This window comes from Actinophytocola sp. (genome assembly GCF_049647105.1).
Classification (GTDB): Bacteria; Actinomycetota; Actinomycetes; order Mycobacteriales; family Pseudonocardiaceae; genus Actinophytocola.
This window is the reverse complement of sequence record NZ_JBARWZ010000105.1, coordinates 5,676-30,961: the sequence shown is the minus strand read 5'-3', so window position 1 is coordinate 30,961 and position 25,286 is coordinate 5,676. Positions and strand designations below refer to the sequence as shown.

The following is a 25,286-nucleotide window of genomic DNA, read 5'->3' as shown; positions in this document are numbered from 1 at the left end:
ACCTCAACCCGCAGACCGCGCCGGTTCTCGGCGCGCTCGGCGAGCCGGAACTGCTGGTCAACTTCCTCGGCCACCGCGCCGACGACGACCTGATCGACGCCGACGACACCCCGGCGGCCGCGCCGCTGGAGCTGACGGCCTACACCGTCGACGGCCCCGATGGTCGCGACCTGCGGCTGCGGCTCGGCCACGGCGCAGGCTACCCGGCCGCCGCGCTCGCGACGTTCCGCACCGCACTCGACACGGCGTTCGCGACGCTGGCCGACGGGCTCGCCGCCGCCACCTCGGGTTGGCGGACCCCGTCCGACCTCACCCGTCCCGGCCTTCGTCAGTCCGATGTGGACCGGCTCGACCGCGAATGCCCCGGCTGGCTCGACGTCCTGCCGGTCGCGCCGCTGCAGGAAGGGCTGCTCGCGCTCGCGCACACCCACCCCGACGCCGTGGACGTCTACACCGTCCAGGTCGTCCTGCACTTCGCCGCGCCGCTCGACCCGGACCGCATGAACGCCGCCATCACCCGGCTGGTCGCCCGGCACACCGCGCTCCGAACCGGGTTCCGCCACCTCGGCAACGGTGAGGCGGTCGCCGTCCTGCACCAGGGCGAACCCGTTGCCGTGGAGCAGATCGCCGACGAGGACCTGGCCGTGGTCGCCGCCCGGCACCGGCACGAGCGCTTCGACCCGGCCGCGCCGCCACTGTTCCGGTTCGCCACCGTGCCCCAGCCGGGCGGGCACGCCGCGCTGGTCATCACCGGCCACCACCTCGCGTGGGACGGCTGGTCCGCGCCACTGCTCGTGCGGGAGCTGCTCACCCTGTACGCGGGCGGGGTGCCGGGAGACGCCGGCATCGGCGCGCACCTCGACCACCTCCGCCACCTCGCCCGGCGAGACCAGGACGCCGACCTCGCCGCCTGGCGCGAACTGCTCGCCGGGCTCGCCGCACCCACCCTGCTGGTGCCCGCGCAGCAGGGCCCCGCGACCGAACTGCCCGTCGAACTGGTCGAGGAACTCGACGAGACCCGCACCGCGGCGGTGCGCGGGTTCGCCATGAGCAGAGGACTCACGCTCAACACGGTCCTGCAGGGGGCGTGGGGCATGACCCTCGCCGACACCACCGGCAGTGGCGACGTCGTGTTCGGCGTGACCGTCTCCGGCAGGCCACCGGAGATCCCCGGCATCGACGCCGCGATCGGCATGTTCGTCAACACCGTGCCCGCCCGGTTCCGCGTCACCGATGGCGACACCGTGGCGACCGCCCTGCGCGGCCTGCAGGACGGGCAGGCCGCCACGCTCGACCACCAGCAGATCGGCCTGTCCCGCGTCCAGCGCGCCGTCGGGCTCGGTCCGCTGTTCGACACGCTGGTGGTGTTCGAGAACTACCCGCTCGACGAGGACGCGCTGCTCGCCGGGTTCGGCGAGGTGGCGCCGGAGTCGATCGACGCCGACGACGCCACCCACTACCCGGTGACGCTGACCCTGTTCCCCGGTCCACGAGTCGGCGTGTCACTGAAGTACCGCCGCGACGCACTGTCCGAAGTGGACGCGGTCCGGCTGCTGCGTTCGTTCGTCGAGCACCTGGACCGCTGCGTCGCCGAGCCGGACGCGCCGATCGACACGACGAGACTTTCCGTCGCCGTCGCGACCGGGCTCGCCACCGCACCGGCGCCACGGTCGGCGCTCGCCCCGGCCACACCGGACGAGGCGGCCCTCGCCCGGCTGTTCGCCGAGGCGCTGGACGTGCCCTCGGTCGGCGCGGGGGACAGCTTCTTCTCCCTCGGCGGCGACAGCATCCTGGCGATCCAGCTCGTGGCGCGGGCCCGTGCCGCGGGCCTGCGGTTCACCGCGGCCGACGTGTTCACCCACCGCACCCCGGCCGCGCTCGCCGCGGTCACCACCGCCGCGAACACCCCCGAAACGCAGCAGGGCGGCGGCCACGGTGCCGGGCTCACCCCGATCATGCACACGCTGCGCGACAACGGCGGTCCCATCGAGACCTACGCCCAGCGGATGCTCGTCGCCCTGCCCGCCGACGTCACCGAGGCGCGACTGCGCGCGGTACTCGGCGCCATGCTGGCCAGGCACCCGATGCTGCGTGCTCGCCTGAGCACCGACTCGGGGTGGCGGCTGCGACCAGACGGTCCGGCGGTCCCGGTGCTCACCAGGCTGCCGCACGACGGCGACCCGACCGAGGACGAACTCGCCGCCGCGGCAGGCCGTCTCGACCCCGCCGCCGGTGTCCTCACCGACTGGGTGTTGCTCGGCGACCGCCTGCTGATCACCGCGCACCACCTCGCGATCGACGGGGTGTCGTGGCGGATCCTGCTGTCCGACCTCGCGACCGTGTGGTCGGGAGCGGAACCGTTCGCCGTCGGCACGTCGTTCCTTCGCTGGACCGACCTCCTCACCGCCGAGGCAGGTACCGCCCGCAGACAGGCCGAGCTGCCACACTGGAAGACCGCGTTGTCCTCGGCGCCGCCGTGGCCGGGCGTCGTGCTCGATCCGGTGTCGGACGTGGCCGCCACGCAACAGGAGATCACCGGTTCGCTGTCGGCGTGTGACACCGGCACGTTGCTCGGTGAGGTGGCCGAGGCGTTCCACGCCGGGCCGGAGGAGCTGCTGCTCACCGCCATCGCGCTGGCGCTCGACACACCCGAGGTCACCGTTCTGCTGGAAGGGCACGGCCGCGCGGACGAGCTGTTCTCCGACGCCGACACCAGCCGCACGGTCGGGTGGTTCACCAGCATGTACCCGGTCCGGCTCGAACTACCGGGCGCCGACCTCGCGGACGCGGTCAAGCACGTCAAGGAACGGCTGCGTGCCACCCCGGACCGCGGCATCGGCTACGGACTGCTGCGCCACCTCGATCCCGCGACAGCGGCCGAACTGGGCACGCTGCCGACCCCGCAGCTGCGCTTCAACTACCTCGGGCGGCTCGGCGCGGGGACCGGTCGCGCCTTCGAACCCGTCGACACGGAAGAACCACTCGGCGGCCACGTGCCACCGGGGCTGCCCATCCCGCATCCGGTCGACGTCACCGTCACCGCCGTCGACGGTCCCGGTGGCGCGATGCTGCGCTACCGCATCGCATGGGCCGGTGAACGGCTGCCTGCCGACCTGGCCCTCGGCCTGGCCGACCGGTTCCACGCGGCATGCGACGACCTGTCCCGGTTCGTCGCCGGTGGCGGCGCGGGCGGCCACACCCCTTCGGATTTCCCCCTGGTCAGCCTCGACCAGGACGAGATCGACGAGTTCGACGACCTCTGGAGGTCCCGGTGAGTGCGCGGCGTGGTCTGGCGGATGTTCTTCCCCTCTCGCCGTTGCAACAGGGGCTGATGTTCTGGGCGGGCTACGGCGGTGCCGCGGCCGACGTCTACACCGTCCAGACCGTCCTCGATCTCGAAGGCACGGTCGAGGCCAAGGCGATGCGTGCCGCCGTGGCCACCCTGCTGCGGCGGCACCCGAACCTGCGCGCCGCCTTCCGGTTCCGCCGGTCAGGTGAACCGGTCGCGCTGGTGCCTGCCGAGGTCGCGGTGCCGTGGCAGGAGCTGGACCTGCGTGGCACCACCGAAACCGGCCGCGTGCTCGCCGAGGAACGCGACCGGCCGTTCGACCTCGGATCGCCGCCGTTGCTGCGGTTCCTGCTACTCCAACTCGACGACGACCGGTACACCCTCGTCATCACCCATCACCACATCCTGCTCGACGGATGGTCCATGCCGCTGCTCGTACGGGAGCTGTTCGAGCTGTACGCGCAGGCCGGCTCGGACGCCGGACTGCCGACGCCCGCCCGGTACCGCGACCACCTGACCTGGCTGTCCACACAGGACACCGCGGCGTCGCTGGCGGTGTGGCGCCGCTACCTCGACGGTCTCGACGAGCCGACGCTCGTGGCCGCCGGGCACGACCTGCACGCCGCCGCGGCGACCATGACGCACACGGTGTGGCTCGACGCCGGCCTCACCGCCGCCGTCGGCGAGACCGCGCGCGGTCTCGACGTCACACCGAACACCGTGCTGCAGACGGTGTGGGCGCTGGCGCTCGGCGAGCTCACCGGCCGCACCGACGTCGCGTTCGGCCTGACCAGCTCGGGCCGCTCCGACGAGGTGCCGAGGGCGGCCGACATCATCGGGCTGCTGATCAACACCACGCCGGTGCGGGTCACGCTGCGGCCCGGCGAGTCACTCGCGGGCCTGCTCACCAGGGTCCAGCGCGACCAGTCGCGGCTGCTCGCCCACCAGTACCTCGGCCTGCCGGAGATCCAGGACGGCAGGGGGGACCTGTTCGACACGTTCGCGGTACTGGAGAACTACCCGGCCGACGCCGACGAACTGGACCGGCTCGGGCGACTTGCCGGCCTGCGGGTGTCCGCTGTGGACGGTGCGGACTCGAGCCACTACCCGCTCGGTGTCGTGGTGACGCCGGGGGAGCGGCTGCGCCTGGACCTGCGGTACCGCGCGGAGATCGTGCCGGCGGCGGACGCGGTCCGGCTCGCGGAGCGGGTGCGGGACCTGTTCGCCTCGGTGGCCGCCGGCCCACGGCGGCGGCTCGCCGGCCTGGACCGGCGGACCGAGCCGATCCCCGCGCTCACCGGCACCGCGACCGACGTCGGATGGGTGCCGCTCGGCACGCTCGTCGAGCGCGCCGCCACCAACCCGGCCGCCGACGCGGTGCTGTGCGACGGGGACGTGCTGACCTACGGCGAGCTGAACACGCGGGCGAACCGGCTCGCGCGCTACCTCGCCGACCGCGGCGTTGGCCCAGAGCAGGCGGTCGCGGTCGTGTTGCCGAGGGGCACCGACCAGGTCGTCGCGATGCTCGCCGCCGTCAAGGCGGGCGGGGTGTACGTCCCGGTGGACACCGACTACCCGGCCGACCGGGTCGCCATGCTGCTCGACGAGGCGCGGCCCGCGCTGGTGCTGACCGAGACCGCCCACCTGCCGGTCGTGCCGGGCACCGCGCCCGTCGACCTCCTCTCCTCCGCCGAGGCGGCCGCCGCCGCGCTGCCCGCCGAGGATCTCACCGACACCGACCGGGTCGCCCCGCTGCGGGCGGACCACGCCGCGTACGTCATCTACACCTCCGGCTCCACCGGCAGGCCAAAGGGCGTCGTCGTCACTCACCGAGGGTTACCAAGCCTCGCGCACACGCTGACCGAGCACTTCCGCCCCGGTCCGGGTGACCGGGTGCTGCAGTTCGCGTCGCAGAGCTTCGACACCTCGGTGTGGGAACTGTTGATGGGGCTCGCCACCGGCGCCACGCTCGTGATCGCGCCACCGCACCGGCGGCTCGGTCCTGCCTTCGCCGACCTGCTCGCCGAGTACCGGATCACGCACCTCACGCTGCCGCCGTCCGCTCTCGCGGACCTGTCGACGGACGTCGTGGCGGCCGGCGCGGTCGTGATCGTCGCGGGGGAGGCGTGCCCGCCCGACCTCGCGCGCCACTGGCTGGCGGCAGGCCACACCCTCTTCAACTCCTACGGTCCCACCGAGACCACCGTCGACATCACGTTGTGGCGCGCGGAACCGGGCGGCCTCGACGGACCGGCACTGCCCATCGGCACGCCGGTGCACAACACGACCGCCCACGTGCTCGACGACTGGCTGCGTCCGGTGCCGATCGGCGCGGTCGGTGAGCTGTACGCGGGTGGCAGCGGCCTTGCCAGGGGCTACGCCAATGCACCCGCGCTGACCGCGACCCGCTTCGTGGCCAACCCGTTCGGTCCTGGGCGCCTGTACCGCACCGGCGACCTCGTGCGCCTGCACGCGGACGGCACCCTGGAGTTCGCGGGCCGCGCCGACCATCAGGTGAAGATCCGCGGCTTCCGGGTCGAGCCGGGTGAGGTGGAGACGGCGCTCCGCGCGCTGCCGTCGGTGTCGGCGGCGCTGGTGGTGGCCGACGAGCACGAGGTGCTCGGCACCCGGCTGATCGGGTACGCGGTCGCGCAAGGCGGCCGGGCCGAGGATCTCCGTGCCGCGCTCGCCGCGTCGCTGCCGGACCACCTGGTGCCCGCCGCCATCGTCGTGATCGACGCGTTCCCGTTGACCCCCAACGGAAAGATCGATCGCGCCGCGCTGCCGAGCCCGGCCGCGCCGGTCTTCGCACGGACCGACCGGGGTGACGCCAGGCTGGAGCTGATGTGCGGCCTGTTCGCGGCGGTGCTCGCCGCGCCGAGGGTCGGCCAGGACGACGGGTTCTTCGCCCTCGGCGGTCATTCGCTGCTCGTCACCCGGCTGGTCGCGCGCATCGGTGCCGCGTTCGGCGCTTCGGTCGCGATCCGCGACGTGTTCGACCACCCGACACCGCGTGGGCTGCTCGCCCGGCTCGGCTCGGCGGCCGACCGGCCGCCGCTGTTCGCCGAGCCGCACACCGGCACCGCGCCGATGTCGCCCGCACAGCAACGACTGTGGTTCCTGCACCGGCTCGACGGGCCGAGCCCGGCCTACAACATCCCGTCCGTGCTGCGGTTGTCCGGCGGTCTCGACCTCGACGCGCTGCGTCTCGCGGTGTCCGACGTGGTCGACCGGCACGAGGCGCTGCGGACGGTCTTCGCCGACGGTGACGGGGACGGCGTACAGATCGTGCTGCCCTCCGCCGAGGTGCCGTTCGTGGTGTCGCAGGCCGCCGAGTCCACGGTGGACGACCAGGTCGCCGTCGCCGCCGCGCACCGGTTCGACCTGACCACCGAGATCCCGCTGCGTGTCGCGGTGTTCCCCGTCGGCGCGGACGAGCACGTGCTGCTCGTGCTGCTGCACCACATCGCGGGCGACGAGTGGTCGGTCGGCCCGCTGTTCGCCGACCTGCGCCACGCCTACACCGCGCGTCGCGCGGGCAACGCGCCGCGGTGGACGCCCCTGCCGGTCCAGTACGCCGACTACGCCCGCTGGCAGCACCGGCTGCTGGCCGCCGACGGCGCCGCCGACCAGGTGGCGTACTGGCGGGACGCGCTCGCGGGCGCGCCGGCGGAGTTGGCGCTGCCCATGGATCGGGCCCGCCGGGACTCGGCAGGGCACGACGGCGGGTACGAGACGTTCGAGCTGCCCGGGGACGTGCACCGGCGACTGGTGGCGCTCGCCAGGGCCAACGACGTCACCGAGTTCATGGTCGTCCAGGCCGTCGTCGCCGCGCTGCTGACCAGGATGGGCGCGGGCGAGGACATCCCGCTCGGCGCGCCGAGCGCAGGCCGGTCCGACGCCGCGCTCGACGGGCTGGTCGGGTTCTTCGTCAACACGCTCGTGCTGCGGGTGCGCACGGACGGCGACCCGAGCTTCACCGAACTGCTGCGCCGGGTCCGGGAGACCGACCTCGCGGCGTTCGAGCACGCCGACGTGCCATTCGAACGCCTCGTCGAGGTGCTCGCGCCCGCCCGTGCGACCGGCCGCAACCCGCTGTTCCAGGTGATGGTCACCCACCAGCACCAGCTGGACCTCGACCTGGGCGTGTCCGGGCTCGTGAGCCGGGCGGTGCCGTTCGGTCTGGACACCGCGAAGTTCGACCTGACCGTGAACTTCTTCGGCGGCGGCGATGACGGGGACGGCCCGCTCGGCGGCGGCATCGAGTACGCGACCGGCCTGTTCGACCGGGACACCGTCGTGACGCTCACCGAGCGGCTCGCCGCGCTGCTGACCGCGCTCGTGTCGGACCCGGATGCCGCCATCGGCACCCACGACGTGCTGACCGCCGCCGAACGCGAGCTGGTCACCCGCCCGCCAGCACCGGTGGCCGGGGACGCGCTGGTGCCCGACCTCGTGCGCTTGGCCGCGATGCGCAACGCGGGCCGGGTGGCGCTGGTGGCCGGCGAGACGGAGGTGTCCTACGCGCGGCTCACCCAGCGGGTCAACCGGCTCGCCCGCCTGCTCGTCGAGCACGGTGTCCGGCCGGAGTCGGTCGTCGCACTGGCCTGCCCGCCGTCGGCCGACTACGTGATCGCGCTGCTCGCCGTGCTCGAGGCCGGTGCGGCGTACCTGCCGCTGGACCTCGACTACCCGGTCGACCGGCTGCGCTCCATGACCACGCGGACCAGGCCGGGCCTGCTCGTCTGCGTCGGCGCGGCACCCGGGTGGTGGCACGGCGAGACCCTGGTCCTCGACGACGCAGGCACCATCGCCGCCGTCGCGGCCCGTTCCGGCGCCCGGCTGTCCGACGCCGAACGGGTCCTGCACGCCGCACATCCCGCGTACGTGCTGTTCACGTCCGGGTCCTCCGGTGAACCAAAGGGTGTCGTCGGCACCCACGGTGGACTCGCCGCTCGGCTGGCCTGGGGGCAGCGCGCGGTGCCGGTCGGTACGCGGGACGTCGTCCTGGCCAAGAGTTCGCCGGGCTTCGTCGACGGCAGCACCGAACTGCTCGGCGCACTCGTCGGGGGTGCGACGGTCGTGCTGGCCGGGGCGGGTGAGCGCCGCGATCCTCGCGCGCTGGCCACCCTCGCGGCGCGGCGCGAGGTCAGCCGCATGACGGTGGTGCCGAGCCTGCTGCGTGCGTTGCTCAATGAGATGGACCTGCCGATGGTCCGCACGTGGATCTCCAGCGGCGAACCGCTGTCCGCCACGCTCGCCGCCGCGACCCCCGCGCGGCTCGTGAACCTGTACGGCTGCTCGGAGGCCAGCGGTGACAGCCTCGTCGCCGAGGGCGGCGGCCCGTTCACCGCGCTGGTCGACGGCACCGCGGCGTACGTGCTCGACGCCCGGCTCGCTCCGACGGCCACCGGGGTGGTCGGTGAGCTGTACCTGGCGGGCGCCGGCCTGGCCCGTGGCTACCTCGGCGCGCCGGGACTGACCGCGACCCGGTTCGTGGCCAACCCGTTCGGGCCCGGCAGGCTCTACCGCACCGGCGACCTGGCCCGCCGCTCCTCGGCCGGTGCGCTCATGGTGCTCGGCCGCGCGGATGACCAGGTGAAGGTGCGGGGCGTCCGCGTCGAGCCAGGCGAGGTCGAGTCCGCGCTCACCGCCCTGCCAGGAATCACGGCGGCCGCGGTCGTCGCGCGGGACCACGCGGGTGAGCGCGAGCTGGCCGCGTTCATCGTCGGTGACGCCGCGCAGGCGCGGACTGCACTGCGGGCGACCTTGCGTGCCACCTTGCCCGCGCACCTCGTGCCCAGCTCGTTCACCGTCCTGCCCGCCCTGCCGACGCTGCCCGGCGGCAAGATCGACCGGCGCGCGCTCGCCGCGTCGACACCCGCCGCCGGCGAACCGGTGCACGCCGAGCCTGCCGACGAGCGGGAACGGGCGCTGGCACGGATCGTCGCGCTGGTGCTCGACCGGCCGTCGGTCGACGTGTCGGCGAGCTTCTTCGATCTCGGCGGCCACTCGCTGCTGGCCGCCCGGCTCGTCGCCCGCATCCGCACCACGTTGCACCGCGAGGTCTCGCTGCGCACGGTGTTCGAGGCGCCGTCCGTCCGGGAGCTCGCCGCGCGGCTCGACGAACGTGCCACCCGGCCCGCGTTGACGGCCGGTGACCGGCCGGAACGCGTGCCGCTCTCCCACGCCCAGCGCCGCCTGTGGTTCCTGGAACAGCTGGACGACACCGGGTCCGCGTACACGATCCCGTTCGTGACGCGGCTGACCGGACCGGTCGACGCCACCGCCATGCACGCCGCGGTCGGCGATGTCATGCGCAGGCACGAAGTGCTGCGGACCGTCCTGCTGGTGGCCGACGGCGAGCCCTACCAGCACGTGCTCACCGACCCGGCCGTCCCGTTCGGCGCGCACCGGAACCGGCCGCTCGCCGACGTGCTCGCGCACCGGTTCGACCTCGCCGCGCAGCCACCGCTGCACGTCACGCTGCTGAGCGAGTCCGGCACGGACCACACGCTTGTCGTGCTCGTGCACCACACCGCCGCCGACGCGCTGTCGGCCGGTCCGTTGTTCGCCGACCTCACGGCCGCCTACGCGGCCCGCGTCGCCTGCGAAACACCACAGTGGACGCCGCTGCCGGTCCAGTACGCGGACTACGCCGTGTGGCAACGCGAACTCGACACCGGCGACCAGCTCGAGTACTGGCGAAGCCGGCTCGCGGGCCTCCCGGACGAGGTGCCGCTGCCGACCGACCGGCCACGACCGGCGACCCCGAGCTACGCCGGTGACGTGGTCGAAGCCGATCTCCCACCCGAGACACACCGCGCGGTCCGGGAGCTGGCCCGCGCGTCCGGCGCGACCCCGTTCATGGTGCTGCGGGCCGGGGTCGCGGCCGTGCTGTCGGCGATGGGCGCCGGTGCCGACATCCCGATCGGGACGCCGGTCGGTGGCCGGATCGACCCGGCACTCGACGGGCTCGTCGGGTTCTTCGTCAACACGGTGGTCCTGCGGACCGACCTGTCCGGCGACCCCACGTTCGCCGACCTGCTCCAGCGGGTCCTGGACAACGACCTCGCCGCGTTCGCCAACGCGGACGTGCCGTTCGAGCAGCTCGTCGACGAGCTGGCGCCACGTCGGTCCCGAGCAAGGCACCCGCTGTTCCAGGTGCTGGTCAACCACAACTACCGCCAGCTCGACGCGCCAGGGTTCGCCGGACTGACGGCGCAGGTCGTGCCCGCCACGCTGGACGCCGCGAAGTTCGACCTCGCGTTCGCGTTCGACGAACTGCCGGGCGTCGACGGGCTGACCGTGTCGGTCAACTACGCCACCGACCTGTTCGACCGCACCACGGTGACCGCTCTGCTCGATCGTCTCGTGGCGCTGCTGACCACGGTCACGGCCGCGCCCGCGACCCGGATGTCCCAGGTGGACGTGCGGTTGCCCACCGAGCGGACCGCCACCATCGCCCGCAACGACACCGCGCGGGCGGTGGCGCCGGGCACGGTCGTTGACCGCCTGCTGAGTGCCGCGCCGGACGCGGTCGCCGTCGTCCGAGGTGACCGGACACTGACCTACGCCGACCTCGTGCGGGACAGCGCGGCGGTCGCCGCCCACCTGACCGCCAGGGGCATCGGACCGGAAAGCGTTGTCGCGGTGGCGATCCCTCGGTCGGTGGAACTCGTCGTCGCGCTGTGGGGCATCCTCCGTGCCGGTGCCGCCTACCTGCCGGTGGACCCGGACGACCCGGCCGGGCGGACCCGGTTCGTGCTCGACGACGCAGGCGCCGCGCTCACCCTCACGGACCTTCATGAGATCACGGCGGCGCCGTACACCGAACCGGCGCTCGACCCCGGCACCGCCGCGTACGTGATCTACACGTCCGGCTCGACCGGCACCCCGAAGGGCGCCGTCCTGACCCACCGCGCGCTCGTGAACCGTCTCGAGTGGATGCTGGCGGCCTACGACATCGGCCCAGCGGACCGCATCGTGCAGAAGACCCCGGCCGGGTTCGACGTGTCGGTGTGGGAGTTCTTCCTGCCGGCACTGGCAAGCGCCACGCTGGTGCTCACCGAGCCGGGCGGGCACCGCGACCCGGCACACCTCGCCGACGTGATCGAACGGCATGGCGTCACGGTCGCGCACTTCGTGCCATCCATGCTGCGTGCCTTCCTCGACGGGCAGCGGGCGCCCGGCCTGCGGCTCGTCGTCACGAGCGGCGAGGCGCTGACCCCCGGCCTCGCGGCCCACTGCCGGGCGGCGCTGCCGGGCGCGGCACTGCACAACCTGTACGGCCCGACCGAGGCCACCGTCGACGTCACCCACCACGCGGTCGACTCCGACGACGACACCGTCCCCATCGGGTGCCCGGTGTGGAACACGACCGTCCACGTGCTCGACCCGATGCTGCGCCCGGTGCCCGACGGGGTCGCGGGGGAGCTGTACCTCGGCGGTGTCCAGCTGGCGCGTGGCTATCACGCCCGGCCGGGACTGACCGCGTCCCGGTTCGTCGCGTACGAGGGCGGCGACCGGCTCTACCGGACCGGTGACCTGGTGCGGATCCGCCCCGACGGCGCGCTCGACTACCTCGGCCGCACCGACGACCAGGTGAAGGTCCGTGGCGTCCGCGTCGAACCCGGCGAGGTCGAGGCCGCGTTGACCGCACAGCCCGGCGTGCGTGCGGCGGCGGTGATCGCGGCCGACGACGGGCACGGCGACCGGCGGCTCGCCGCGTACGTGGCAGGCGGCGACGCGCCGACCCTGCTGGCCGCCCTGGCGGCCCGGCTGCCCGCCCACCTCGTGCCGGACCTGATCGTCGAGCTGCCCGAGCTTCCGTTGACCCCCAGCGGAAAGCTCGACCGCAGGGCGCTGCCCGACCCGGCCGTCACCCGGACCGAACCGGACGCCGCACCGCGAGACCCGGCAGAGGACCTCCTCGCAGGCATCGTCGCCGCACTGCTCGGCAGGGCGGACGTCGGCGTGACCGACGACTTCTTCGCACTGGGCCTGCACTCCCTGCTCGCGGTCCGCGTCGTCGCCAAGGTCGCCGCCGCGTTCGACGCACGCATCACCGTCGCCGACGTGTTCGACGCGCCGACCGTCCGCCAGCTCGCCACCCGCCTGCGACCCGGCGCCGACCGGCCGCCACTGCGACCGGTCGAGCGGCCCTCGGTGCTGCCGCTGTCCCCGGCGCAACAGCGGCTGTGGTTCATCCACCGGATGGAAGGCCCCGGCCACACCTACAACATCCCGTTCGCCGCCCGGCTGACCGGCGACCTCGACCTCGCCGCGTTACGCCTCGCGGTGGCCGATGTCGTGGCACGGCACGAGATCCTGCGCACCCGCTACCCGGAGGGCGCGACCCCGACCCAGGTGGTGACGGCGGACGCCGAGGTGCCGTTCGACGTCGTCGACACCACAGAGGAGGACCTCGCGGCGCGGCTCGCCGACGCCGCCCGGTATCCGTTCCGGCTCGCCGACGAGCTGCCGCTGCGCGTGACGGTGCTACGCCCCGGCGCCGACCACGTGGTGCTGTTCCTCGTGCACCACATCGCCGCCGACGAGTGGTCCGCTCGCCCCCTGTTCGCCGACCTCGCAACGGCCTACGCCGCCCGCGTCGCCGGTCAGTCGCCACAGTGGACCCCGCTGCCGGTGCAGTACGCGGACTACACACTGTGGCAACGAGACATCGAGACCGCCGACCAGCTCACCCACTGGTCGACCGCGCTCGCCGGTCTGCCGGACGAGCTGAACCTGCCTGCCGACCGGCCCCGGCCACCGGTGGCGACCTACCTCGGTGCGGAGATCGTCCGCGACCTGCCACCCGGGCTGGCCGAGGCCGTCCGCGCCGCGGCCACCCGTCACGGCGTCACCGTGTTCATGGCGCTCCAGGCCGCGGTCGCGGTCCTGCTCGGCAAGCTCGGCGCCGGCACGGACATCCCGCTCGGCAGCCCGGTGGCCGGGCGCACCGACCCGGCGCTCGACGACCTCGTCGGCTTCTTCGTCAACACCCTCGTGCTGCGTCACGACCTGTCCGGCGACCCCACGTTCGCCGAACTGCTCGACCGCACCCGGCGCACCACCCTGGACGCGTTCGCCAACGTGGACGTCCCGTTCGAACGGCTCGTCGACCACCTGTCGCCGCCGAGGTCGATGTCGCGGCACCCGCTGTTCCAGGTGGTCGCCACGCACCGGCTCGTCGACGAGGCCGACCTCGGGCTGCCGGGGCTGCACACCGAGGAGGTCGACCCCGGCGTCGCGATCGCCAAGTTCGACCTCACGTTCGGCGTCCGCGAGGTCCGCGGCGAGCCGGGGCTCACCCTCGCACTGACCTACGCGACCGACCTGTTCGACGCGGGCACCGCGACCGCGCTGCTCGACCGGCTCACCGACGTCCTCGACGCGCTCGCGACCCGGCCGGATGCCCGGATCGGCTCGGTCAGTGTGCTGACCGCCGCAGAGCGAACGAAGGTGCTGACCGACTGGAACGCGACCGACGCCGTTGTCCAGCAAGGGAACCTGGCACAGCTGTTCGAGGCACAGGTGGCCGCGCGGCCCGGCGCGCTCGCCCTGTCCGACGGCGACCGCCGCTTCACCTTCGCCGAGCTGAACACCCTCGCCAACCGGCTGGCCGGCGTGCTGCTGGCGCGCGGGCTGCCGCCGGAGTCGATCGTCGCGATCGCGCTGCCGAGGTCGGCCGAGTTCCTCGTCGCGATGTTCGCCGTGGCGAAGGCGGGCGCGGCGTACCTGCCCGTCGACCCCGGCCACCCGGCCGCCCGCGTCCGGCACGTCCTCGCCGACGCGCGACCGGCGCTGGTGATCGCCGCAGGCGCGCGGGCGCCAGACGGCGCCGATGGCATCCCCGTGGTGCCCGTCGAGACCGCGTGGGACACCACGATCCCCGAGGGCACCGACCCCGACACCAGCCGGATCGGGCCGGACTCGCTGGCCTACGTGATCTACACGTCCGGCTCGACCGGCAGGCCCAAGGGCGTCGCCGTGCCACACGGCGGCCTCGGCAGCCTGATCGCCACCATGGCGGGCGGCTCCCGCAGCGGTCCCGGCGCGAGGGTCGGCCAGTTCGCGTCGTTCTCGTTCGACGTGTCGCTGGCCGAACTGAGCATCTCGATCCTCTGCGGCGCGAGCCTGTTCCTGTTGCCGGAGCACGCCCGCGCGGGCGCGGCGCTCGGCGCGTTCGCGCACGAGCACGCGGTGACCCACTTCGTGATCCCGCCCTCGGTCGTGTCGTCGCTGCCGGACGTGACCACGCTCCCGGCCGGCACCACGCTGATCGTCGGCACCGAGGCGCTGCGCCGCGAGCTGGTGCACCGCTGGGCGGCGGGCCGGATCCTGCTCAACGCGTACGGACCCACCGAGCACACGGTGAACTCCACGCTCTGGCGCGCCGACCCGGACTGGGCGCCCGCCGTCCTGCCGATCGGCCGCCCGGACGTGAACAAGCGCGCCTACGTGCTCAGCCCCGAGCTGGTGCCGGTGCCGCCCGGCGTCACCGGTGAGCTGTACCTCGGCGGCACCGGCCTCGCCCGCGGCTACCTCGGCCGGCCCGCACTGACCGCGGGCCGGTTCGTCGCCGACCCGTTCGGCGAGCCCGGCGCCCGGCTCTACCGCACCGGCGACCTCGTCCGGTGGACCGAGGACGGCCTGCTGGCATACCTCGGCCGGGTCGACGACCAGATCAAGGTCCACGGCTACCGCATCGAACCCGCCGAGATCGAGGCCGTGCTCGTCGACCAGCCGGGCATCCGCGCGGCCGCGGTCGCCGCCAGGGAGATCGACGGCGGCAGGCGGGTGCTCGTCGGCTACCTCGTCGCCGAAGGAGACCAGCCACCCGTCGAGACCGTCAGTGCCGCCGTTGCCGCACGGCTCCCGGAGTACCTGGTGCCCTCGGCGTGGGTGTGGCTCCCGGCGCTGCCGCTGTCCGTCGCGGGCAAGCTCGACCGCGACGCGCTGCCGGCACCGGACCACACACCGCGCGGGGATGGCGCACCGACGGAGGGGCGGCGCGAGGAGATCCTGCTCGCCCTGTTCCGTGAGCTGCTCGGCCGCGACGACATCGGCGCCACCGACGCGTTCTTCGAGCTGGGCGGGGACAGCATCCTGTCCATTCAGCTCGTCGCCGCCGCCCGCGAACGCGGTCTCGCGCTCACCCCGCGCGACGTGTTCGAACGCAAGACGGTCCGCGCGCTCGCTCTCGCCGCCACCGAACTCGCCGCACCGGACGTGCACGACGATGATGTCGGCGACGTGCCGCTCACGCCGGTCATGCGCCGGTTCGTCACCCGCGACCCGGCGATCGAGAAGTTCGGCCAGTCGATGCTCGTGCGCCTGCCCCGCGACGTCGACGTCGACGCGCTCCGCGCCGCGTTCGCCGCGGTGCTGCGCCACCATCACGCGCTGCGTGGGCGCCTCGACCGGTCCGGCGAGCCTCGGCTGGTCATCGGCCCGCCCGGCCTCGTCGGCGACCCGCTCGAGGTGCTGGCCTGCGCGCCCGGCGCGGAACCGCCCCGCGAAGGGTTCCTGCGCGCGCGGGACCGCCTCGACCCGGAGGCGGGCGAACTGCTCGCGGCGGTCCTGTTCGACCACGGCGCGGACGAGCCTGCCGAGCTGCTGATCCTCGTGCACCACCTCGTGATGGACGGGGTCTCCTGGCGCATCCTGTTGCCGGACCTGGAATCCGCGTACCGCGCGGCGGCGGCCGGCGCCGCACCGGCCCTGCGCCCGGTCCGCACCTCGTTGCGTACCTGGGCGAACGGGCTCCTGGCGGCCGCGGCACGCAAGGCTGCGGAGACCGGCTACTGGCGTCAGGTGCTGTCCGCGCCACCGGCCCGGCTCGGGTCACGGGCGTTCGACCCGGACCGTGACACCCACGCCACGGTCGCGCACCTGCGCCGCACGCTCCCGGCCGACGACCTCGTCACCACCGTGCCCGGCCGGTTGCGGGCCCGCGTCGACGAGGTACTGCTCACCGGCCTCGCGCTGGCCGCCCGCAGCTGGACCGGCGCCGAGGACCTCGTGGTGGACCTGGAGAGCCACGGCCGCGCCCAGGACCAGGTGCCAGGCACCGACCTGTCGCGCACGATCGGCTGGTTCACCAGCATCCACCCGGTCCGCCTGCGCACCACCGGCATCGGCGTCACCGAGGCCGAGCGCGACCCCGCGCTCGCGGAACGGGTCGTGCGCGAGGTCAAGGAACACCTGCGGCGCGTGCCGGACGACGGCATCGGTTTCGGCCTGCTGCAGGAGGATCTCGCCGACCTGCCCGCACCGCTGGTGGCGTTCAACTACCTCGGCAGGCTCGGCGCGAGCGCCGGGACCGCACCGGGATGGCAGCCGGTGGACGGCGGGATCGGCGGCACCGTCGACGACGACCGCCGCGTCGACCACGTGCTGAGCGTCGACGCCGTCGCGCTCGACACGCAGGACGGGTTGGCACTGCGGGTCGACCTCGCCTACGCCTCCGGGGTACTCGACGAGGCCGAGGTGACGGCCTTCGCCGACCTGCTCGACCGCGCGCTGCGTGCGGTCACCGCCGCCGCGGCGCGTCCCGACGCGGGCGCGCACACGCCGGTCGACGTGCCGCTCGCGCGGCTGAACCAGGGACAGCTGGACCGGATCCGAGCGAAATGGGCGACCCGATGAACGAGCCGGCCACACCGCAGGCCCCAGCACTGGCCGACATCCTGCCGTTGTCGCCGTTGCAGGAAGGCCTGCTGTACCTCAGCAGCTACCAGCCGGACGGGCCGGACGTGTACACCGTCCAGCTCGCCGTCGACCTGACCGGCGAACTCGAACCGGCCCGGCTGCGCGCAGCGGTTCACGCGTTGCTGGACCGGCACCCGAACCTGCGTGCCTGCTTCTGGTTCGAGGAGGTCGACCACCCGGTCGCGCTGATCCCGGAGACCGTCGATCCACAGTGGACCGAGGTGGACCTGCGCGGGCTGCCCGACCCGCGCGCCGAGGCGGAACGGGTCGGCGCGGAGCAACGCGCGATCCGGTTCGACCTCGCGACCCCGCCGCTGTTCCGGTTCCATCTGCTGCGCACGGCCGACGACCGGCACCGGCTGGTGATCACGAGCCACCACATCCTGCTCGACGGCTGGTCCAACGCCTTGCTGGTGCGGGAGATCCTCGCCCTGTACCGCGATCCGGCCACGCCGCCACCGGCGGGCCAGTACCGCGACTACCTCGCCTGGCTCGCCACCAGGGACCGGGCCACCAGCGAACACGCCTGGCGCACCGCGTTCGCCGACGTCGTGTCCTGCACGCCGTTCACCTCGGGCCGCCCGGCGCCGGGGCCCGTCACGCGCACGGCGCTGACCCTCGAGAGCGTCGAACACGACCGGGTCGTCGCGCTCGCCCGCGCCACCGGCGTCACCCTCAACACCGTCCTGCAGGCCGCGTGGCTCACCGTGCTCGCCGCCTATGCCGGCAGCACCGACGTGGTCACCGGGCAGGCGGTCGCCGGACGGCCCGCCGAGGTGCCGGGGGTGGGCGAGGCGATCGGGCTCTTCCTCAACACCGTGCCCGTCCGCGGCCGGTTGCGCCACGACGAGCCGTTCGCGGACTTCCTGCGCAGGCTGGCCGCCTCGCAGACCGCGCTGCTCGACCACCAGTACCTCGACCTCGCGTCGGTCACCAGGGTCGCGGGTGCCGGCGAGTTGTTCGACACCCTGCTCGTGATCGAGAACTACCCGGTCGACGAGGCCGCCCTCGAACAGGCCGAGGCAGGCACCGGCCTGCGGGTGGAGCGCGTCTCGGGTCACGACGGCGCGCACTACCCGGTGATGCTGACCGTCGTCCCCGGTGGTGGCAGGCTCCGGTTCGAGGTGAAGCACCGGCCGGACGCGCTCGATCCCGCGACAGCGAACGGGATCCTCATCCGGCTGCGCACGTTGCTCGGCGCCGTGGTGGCCGACCCGGCCCTGCCCGTGGGCCACGCGCTCACCGCCGGGCACACCTCGGTCGCCGGCCCGATCGACGACATCACCCACCCCGACGTCATCTCGTCGGTCATCACGCGGCTCGCGACCTACCCGGACGCGATGGCACTGATCGCGGGCCAGGACGTACTGACGGCCGGGGAGCTGCACCGCAGGGCCGACGCGCTCGCCGCGACCCTCGCGGCCCGTGGCGTCGGTCCAGAGTCGGTCGTCGGGCTCGCCACCGGCTACCACGCCGACCTGGTCGTCGCGCTGCTCGCGGTCCTCCGCGCGGGCGCCTGCTACCTGCCGCTGGATCTGGGCTACCCGGAGGAGCGGCTGCGGTTCATGCTCACCGACGCCCGCCCCGGCCTCGTGCTCACCAGGGGAGCGCTGCCCGCCGCGCTCGCCGGTCTCGCGTCCGAAGTGGACCTCACGACCCTCGACCTCGCCGACGCGCCAGCGCCGACCGTGGCCGTGGCGCCGGACCATCCCGCCTACCTCGTCTACACCTCCGGCTCCACCGGAGCACCCAAGGGCGTGGTCGGCACCCGCGCGGGCCTCGCGAACCGGCTCGAGTGGCTTCAGCGCGCCGAACCGCTCGGCACAGGCGACGTGGTGCTGGCGAAGAGTTCCATCAGCTTCCTCGACGGCTCCACCGAACTGCTCGGCGCACTCGTCGCGGGCGCGCCCGTCGTCCTCGCTCCCGCCCAGGACCGCACCGACGCACTGGCGCTCGTCGACCTGATCAAGTCCCACCGTCCCACCCGCGTCACGGGTGTCCCGAGCCTGCTGCGCACGCTCGCCGACCACGGCAGTGGCGCGCTGGACTCGGTGCGGCTGTGGATCTCCAGCGGTGAGGCACTGACCGCCGCACACCTCGCCGCGCTCGGCGCGGCGTCGCGTGGCCGGGTCGTGAACCTCTACGGCTGCTCGGAGGCCAGCGGCGACAGCCTCTACTGCCCGGACTCCGCCACGGAGTTGAGCCTGGGCACCCCGGTCGCGAACACCGTCGCACGCGTGCTGGACGGCTGGCTGCGCGAAGTCCCGCCCGGCGGTGTCGGGGAGCTGTACCTCGCCGGGGACGGACTGGCCCGCGGCTACCTCCACCAGCCCGCGCTCACCGCCGGCCGGTTCGTCGCCGACCCGCACGGTGCGCCGGGGGAGCGGCTGTACCGCACGGGTGATCTCGTGCGGCTGCGCCAGGACGGCACGATCGTCCACCTCGGCCGTACCGACGAGCAGGTGAAGATCCGCGGCTTCCGCGTCGAGCCCGCCGAGATCGAGTCGGTGCTCAGCCGCATCGACGGCATCGCGGGCGCTGCGGTCGCGGTCCGCGCCGACGGTGACGGACCCACCCGCGTGGTCGGCTACCTCGTCACCGAGGACGGTGGCCCGCTCGACACCGGCGCGGTCCGCGCGGCGGCGGCCCGTCAGCTGGCCGAACACCAGGTGCCGTCGGTGTTCGTGCGCCTCGACGCACTGCCGACCACCCCCAGCGGCAAGATCGCCCGCCGCGAACTGCCAGCCCCCGACCTGGCGGGCCTCACCGGCACCTCGGCCCCGGCCACCGACGACGAACGTGTCCTCGCCGCGATCTTCGCCGAGGTGCTCGGCCTGCCGTCGGTCGGCACGCACGACGGGTTCGCCGAACTGGGCGGCGACAGCATTGTCTGCATCCAGCTCGTCAGCCGCGCCCGCGCGGCCGGACTGGCGCTGAGCCCCCGGGACGTGTTCGAGCACAAGACGGTCGCCGCGCTCGCGGCCGTTGGCCGCTCCCAGCGCGCCGAGAGCGTCACGGACACCGGTGCCGTCGTGTTGCGGACCTGGCGGGACCGGCACGCCGGCCTCCTCGCGGAACCCGGCGTCACCGACGTACTGCCCGCCACCCCGCTGCAACGCGGCATGGTCTTCCTGTCCGGCTTCGACCCGGACACCGACGACGTCTACACGATGCAGCTCGTCCTGCGCCTGACCGGAGCCATCGACCCGAACCGGCTGCGGGCCGCCGCGCAACGCGTCCTCGACCGGCATCCCGCGCTACGAGCGGGTTTCCGCGTGCTCCCCGGCGGCGAGGTCACCCAGGTCGTCCACACCGGACTGACGGTGCCGTGGTCAGAGCACGCCGGCGCGGACGTCGACGCCGTCGCCGCCGCGCAGCGAGCGGACCGGTTCGACCTCGCCGCGCCACCGCTGCTGCGACTCGCGCTGGTCCGGGTCGCGGCCGACGAGCACCGGCTCGTGATCACCAACCACCACAGCGTCCTCGACGGCTGGTCGGTGCCGCTGTTCGCCCGCGAACTGTTCGCCACCTACGCCGGACTCGACGTCCCGGCGACCGAGGACACCGGGTTCCGCTCCTACCTGGAATGGCTGGCAGGCAAGGACGACGACGCGGCGAGGACGGCCTGGCGGGCCGCGCTCACCGGCCTCGCGGGCCCGACGCTGCTAGTGCCCCGTCCAGGCGGATACGGCATGATTCTCGACGGCCCCGCCGCCCGCCGGCCGCGTTGCCGAAAGGCCCAAGTACAACCCGGTACGAGGACCTTTCGGCGCCTTGCCGGCGAACACCGGGATCCACCGATAACCACCCCAATCCACCTGGACGGGGCACCAGCCGGGCCGGAACCCGGCACCACGACCGAGAGCGCCCGGCTCCTGCCGCTGGCCCTGCCCGACGGCCTGGCCGGGGAACTGACCGCGCTGGCCCGCGCGAGCGACGTCACCCTCAACACGGTGCTGCAGCTCGCCTGGGCGGTCGTGCTCGGCCGGGCTACCGGCAGCACCGACGTCGTCTTCGGCGCCACCGTGTCCGGCCGCAGCACCGACCTGCCCGACGTCGGCGCCATCATCGGCCTGATGATCAACACGGTGCCGGTGCGGGTGCGGCTGCCGATGGCCACGACCATCCGCGACAGCCTCACCGAGCTGCAACTCGCGCAGGCGCGGCTGATCGAGCACCAGCACACCGGACTCGCGGACATCCAGCGCTGGAGCGGGCACCGGACGCTGTTCGACACTCTGCTGGTGTTCGAGAGCTTCCCGATCGACGAGGACGCGCTGCGCGACGCCGAGACCGCGGGCGGGCTCGACGTCGCCGTCGCGGGCGGCCGCTCACTGACCCACTATCCGCTCACCGTCACCGTCTTCCCGTCCGGCGGACTGGAGATCGTGCTGGAGTACCGCGCCGACCTGTTCGACGACGACACCGCGGCCAGCATCGGCGACCGGCTCGCCGAGGTCCTCGCCGCGCTCGTCCGTTCGCCCGACGCACCGCTCGCGGCACTGCCGTCGGCGTCGGCCGCCGAACGCGGCCGGGTCCTCGCGTTCGGCTCCGGCGCCGAACACCCCGCAGGAGAGTCGCTGCCGGAGTTGTTCACGCGGCAGACCGAACGGTATCCCGGGCGGCGCGCGGTGGTGTGCGGCGACGACAGCAGGACCTTCGGCGACCTGGCCGAGGACGCGAACCGTCTCGCCCGCGCGCTGATCGACCGGGGCGCCGGGCCGGAGCAGGTCGTGGCCGTGGTCCTCGACCGGTCCGTCACCGCGATGACCGCCATGGTCGCGGTTCTGCTGGCGGGCGCGGTCTACCTGCCGATCGACCCCGCCTACCCGGCGGAACGCATCAGGGCCGTCCTCGCCGACGCCCGCCCCGCCGTGGTGATCGCCACCCGCGACGATCTTGGCGACCCGCTCGACCCGACGAGTCCCGAGGTGACCGGGCAACCCACGACTCCGCTCGGGGGGCCGCCGCCGAGGCCGGAGCATCCCGCCTACCTCATCTACACGTCCGGCTCGACCGGGAAACCCAAGGGCGTACTGGTTTCGCACTCCTCGATCGCGAACCTGTTCGCCGGCCACCGCCGCGCGCTCTACGACCCGCTCCGCGCCAGCACCGGCCGGGACCGGCTGAACGTGGCGCACATCTGGCCGTTCGCCTTCGACGCGGCCTGGCAGCCGCAGCTGTGGCTCTTCGACGGCCACACCGTCCACATCGTCTCCGACGACGACCGCGCCGACCCGGCCGCCATCGCCGATCTCCTTGCCGCACAACGCATCGACTTCGTCGAGGTACCGCCCGCGATGCTCGGTCCGCTCACCGACCTCGGCGCGCTGGACACGCTGCCGATGATCGGGTTCGGCGGTGACGCGGTCGGCGACGCGCAGTGGCGCACGCTCGCCGAGTGCCCCGACCTGATCGCGGTGAACCTGTACGGGCCGACCGAGTGCACGGTCGACGCGCTCGCCGCGTTCGTGCCGGACAGCCCGACTCCCGTGGTGGGTGCGCCGGTCGACAACACCCGCGCCTACGTCCTCGACACCGCGCTGTCGCCGGTGCCGCCGGGGGTCGCGGGCGAGCTGTACCTCGCGGGCGCCGGTGTCGCCCGCGGCTACCTCGGCGCGCCCGCGCTGACCGCCGACCGGTTCGTCGCCGACCCGTTCGTCGCGGGTGCCCGCATGTACCGCACCGGGGACCTCGCCCGCTGGACCGACCGGGGTGCGATCGACTTCCTCGGCCGCGCCGACGGTCAGGTGAAGGTGCGTGGCTTCCGCGTCGAACTCGGCGAGGTGGAGGCCGCGCTGACCGCGCACCCGGCGGTGTCGCAGGCGGTGGTCACCGCCGCGGGTGGACGGCTCGCCGGGTACGTGGCGCCGAAGGTGGACGAGGACGAGCTGCGGGCGTGGGTCGCCACGAGGCTGCCCGACTTCATGGTGCCCGCCTCGGTCACCGCGCTCGACGCGCTGCCGCTCACCGCACACGGCAAGGTCGACCGCGCTCGCCTTCCCGCACCCCGCTTCACCTCCGGCGTGCCCTACCGCGCCCCGCGCACCGACGACGAACACCGGCTGTGCCAGGTGTTCGCGGACGCGCTGGGGGTCGAGCGGGTCGGCCTCGACGACGACTTCCTCGCCCTCGGCGGGGACAGCCTCGCGTCCATGCGGATCATCGCCGCCGGGTTCCGGCTCACGCCGAAGGACATCTTCGAACGCCGCACCGTCGGCGCTTTGCTTGCCCCATCAGAAGAGGAGACCCGATGACCCCCACCAACGACGAGGACGGCGGACGACGGGGCTGGTCGCGCCGCAGGCTGCTGGTCGGTGGTCTCGCCACCGCCGCGGTCGTCCCCGTGACGCTGCCCGGCGGCCCGCTGCACGGGCTCTACGACCTGGTCGCGGGCGGCACCGCCGACGGCGTCCGCTCGGTGACACCGTCGGTCGCGACCAGCGGGATGCCCCGGTTACCCGGCCGGGGAGCGCCCTCGGTCGTCCGCGTCGCCTACCAGCAGAACGCGCACCCCGAACCTCTGGAGCCGTTCCGGGACGCACTGCCGATTCCACGCACGATCCGGCCCGACCACGACGGCGAGGTGACGGTGCGGATGCGGGTCGCGCGGGTGCGCATGCACTCCCAGCTGCCCGCGACGACCGTGTGGGGCTTCGACGGCACCGTGCCCGGCCCGACCATCGAGGTGCGGTCCGACCGCCGCACGCGGGTCCGCTGGGTCAACGAGCTGAGCGGGAAGATGCCGCTCGTCGCCGTGGCGCCGATGATCGCGCAGGCCGACCCGCCGTTGTGGGACCGGCCCGGCCGCGACGGCGCGCCCGCGCTCGCCGACGTGTCGAACCTGCCGCCGTGGACCGTGGTGCACCTGCACGGCGCCGAGACCGGCATGGACAACGACGGCTGGCCGGAGGCCGGCATCCCGCCCGGTGACGTCCAGGTCGCCGAGTACGCGAACGACCAGCGCGCGACGCTGCTCTGGTACCACGACCACGCGATGCCGATCTCGCGGTGGAACACCATCGCGGGCCTCGCCGGGCTGTACGTGATCCGCGACCGGACCGAGGAGCAGCTCGGGCTGCCGTCCGGCAGGTTCGAGGTGCCGCTCGTGTTGTGCGACCGCAACTTCGACCTCGACGCGGCGGGCAAACTCACCGGCACGCAGCTGTACAAGACGGTGATGTACACGACCGAGCCGGAACTGCAGGCCACCTCGTTCTCCGGCCCGTTCACCACCGTCAACGGCGTCATCTGGCCGCACCTGGACGTCGAGCCGCGCTGGTACCGGCTGCGGATCGCGAACGTGTCGAACGTGCGCCCCTACGTGCTGCGCCTGACGTTCGACGACGGCACCCCGGTGCCCGAGGGCGTGGTGAAGCTGATCGGCACCGACGGCGGTCTGCTGCCCGCGCCGGTCGCGATCGACGGCACGCTGCCGGTCGCCGCCGCGGAACGCGCCGACGTGCTCGTCGACTTCGGTGCGCTGCGTGGCAAGCGGGTGCGGTTCGTCAACGAGGACTACGACCCAGGCCCGTGGCCACAGGTGATGGAGTTCCGGGTGTCCGGCCGGGGCGGTGGCGGCAACCCGCCACCCAGGAAGCTCGACCCCGCCTTCCCGCAGCCGGACGCGGCGGCGGTCGCCGCCGCACCGGCACGCATGATCATGTTCCCGCCGCTCGGCACCGGGCAGATCGAGCAGTGGGAGATGCGTGAGGTACCCGCACCGCCCGGCCCGTTCCCGGTCGACGGCATCGTGCAGGTGCGTGGCCAGGACGGGACGGTCCGCACCTACGAGCGGACGGCGCGGCACTTCAACGACCCGGTGTCGTTCATGGCCGCCACCGGCAGCTGGGAGCGGTGGACCTGGATGAACCTCGACGTCGCGGGATGGCCGCACCCGCAGCACATCCACGCCACCCACTTCCGCGTCACCCAGCGGCACCACTACGACGTCGAGGACAAGTTCGAGTTCGTCCTCGACGAGCAGGGCCGCACGATCGGCGGCGGCACGAAGACGCCGGTGGAGTTCGTCTCCGTCGGCGAGGTCACCCCGGTCGAGGGCGGCTGGAAGGACGTCGTACAGGTCAACAACGCGGAGGCCGTCACGGTCGCCGCCAAGTTCGACCACAGTGGACGGTTCCTGCATCACTGCCACATGCGTGACCACGAGGACATGGGCATGATGCGCCCGTTCGTGGTGATGCCCGCCGAGGTGATGAAGATCGAGCGGCAGCACGGCCACCCGATGCCGGACGGCACCGAGGGCCACGGCCACTAA

4 protein-coding genes (1 of these 4 only partly in view) are annotated in these 25,286 nt (G+C 73.6%); all 4 read left to right on the top strand.

The features are described 5' to 3' along the window. Tightly spaced (each overlapping or abutting the next), the 4 genes in view from WBA97_RS13500 to WBA97_RS13485 form a layout consistent with a single transcriptional unit that may run on beyond the window. Nucleotides 1-3,275, top strand: the 3' portion of a protein-coding gene (locus tag WBA97_RS13500; protein WP_424231123.1) for an amino acid adenylation domain-containing protein. Its footprint begins 7,036 nt before the window's first position; 3,275 of the gene's 10,311 nt are visible here — the last part of the coding sequence; its start codon lies beyond the left edge, outside the window; the stop codon is at nt 3,273-3,275. After that, nucleotides 3,272-16,945, top strand: coding sequence for an amino acid adenylation domain-containing protein (locus WBA97_RS13495; RefSeq protein WP_424231122.1), 13,674 nt, complete (start codon nt 3,272-3,274; stop codon nt 16,943-16,945). Before WBA97_RS13500 ends, WBA97_RS13495 begins: the two co-directional genes overlap by 4 nt. Further along, on the top strand, nt 16,942-23,265 hold the full coding sequence (locus WBA97_RS13490) for an amino acid adenylation domain-containing protein (RefSeq protein WP_424231121.1): 6,324 nt from the start codon (nt 16,942-16,944) through the stop codon (nt 23,263-23,265). The genes WBA97_RS13495 and WBA97_RS13490 overlap by 4 nt, the downstream gene beginning before the upstream one ends. Next, on the top strand, nt 23,262-25,286 hold the full coding sequence (locus tag WBA97_RS13485) for a multicopper oxidase family protein (protein WP_424231120.1): 2,025 nt from the start codon (nt 23,262-23,264) through the stop codon (nt 25,284-25,286). Before WBA97_RS13490 ends, WBA97_RS13485 begins: the two co-directional genes overlap by 4 nt.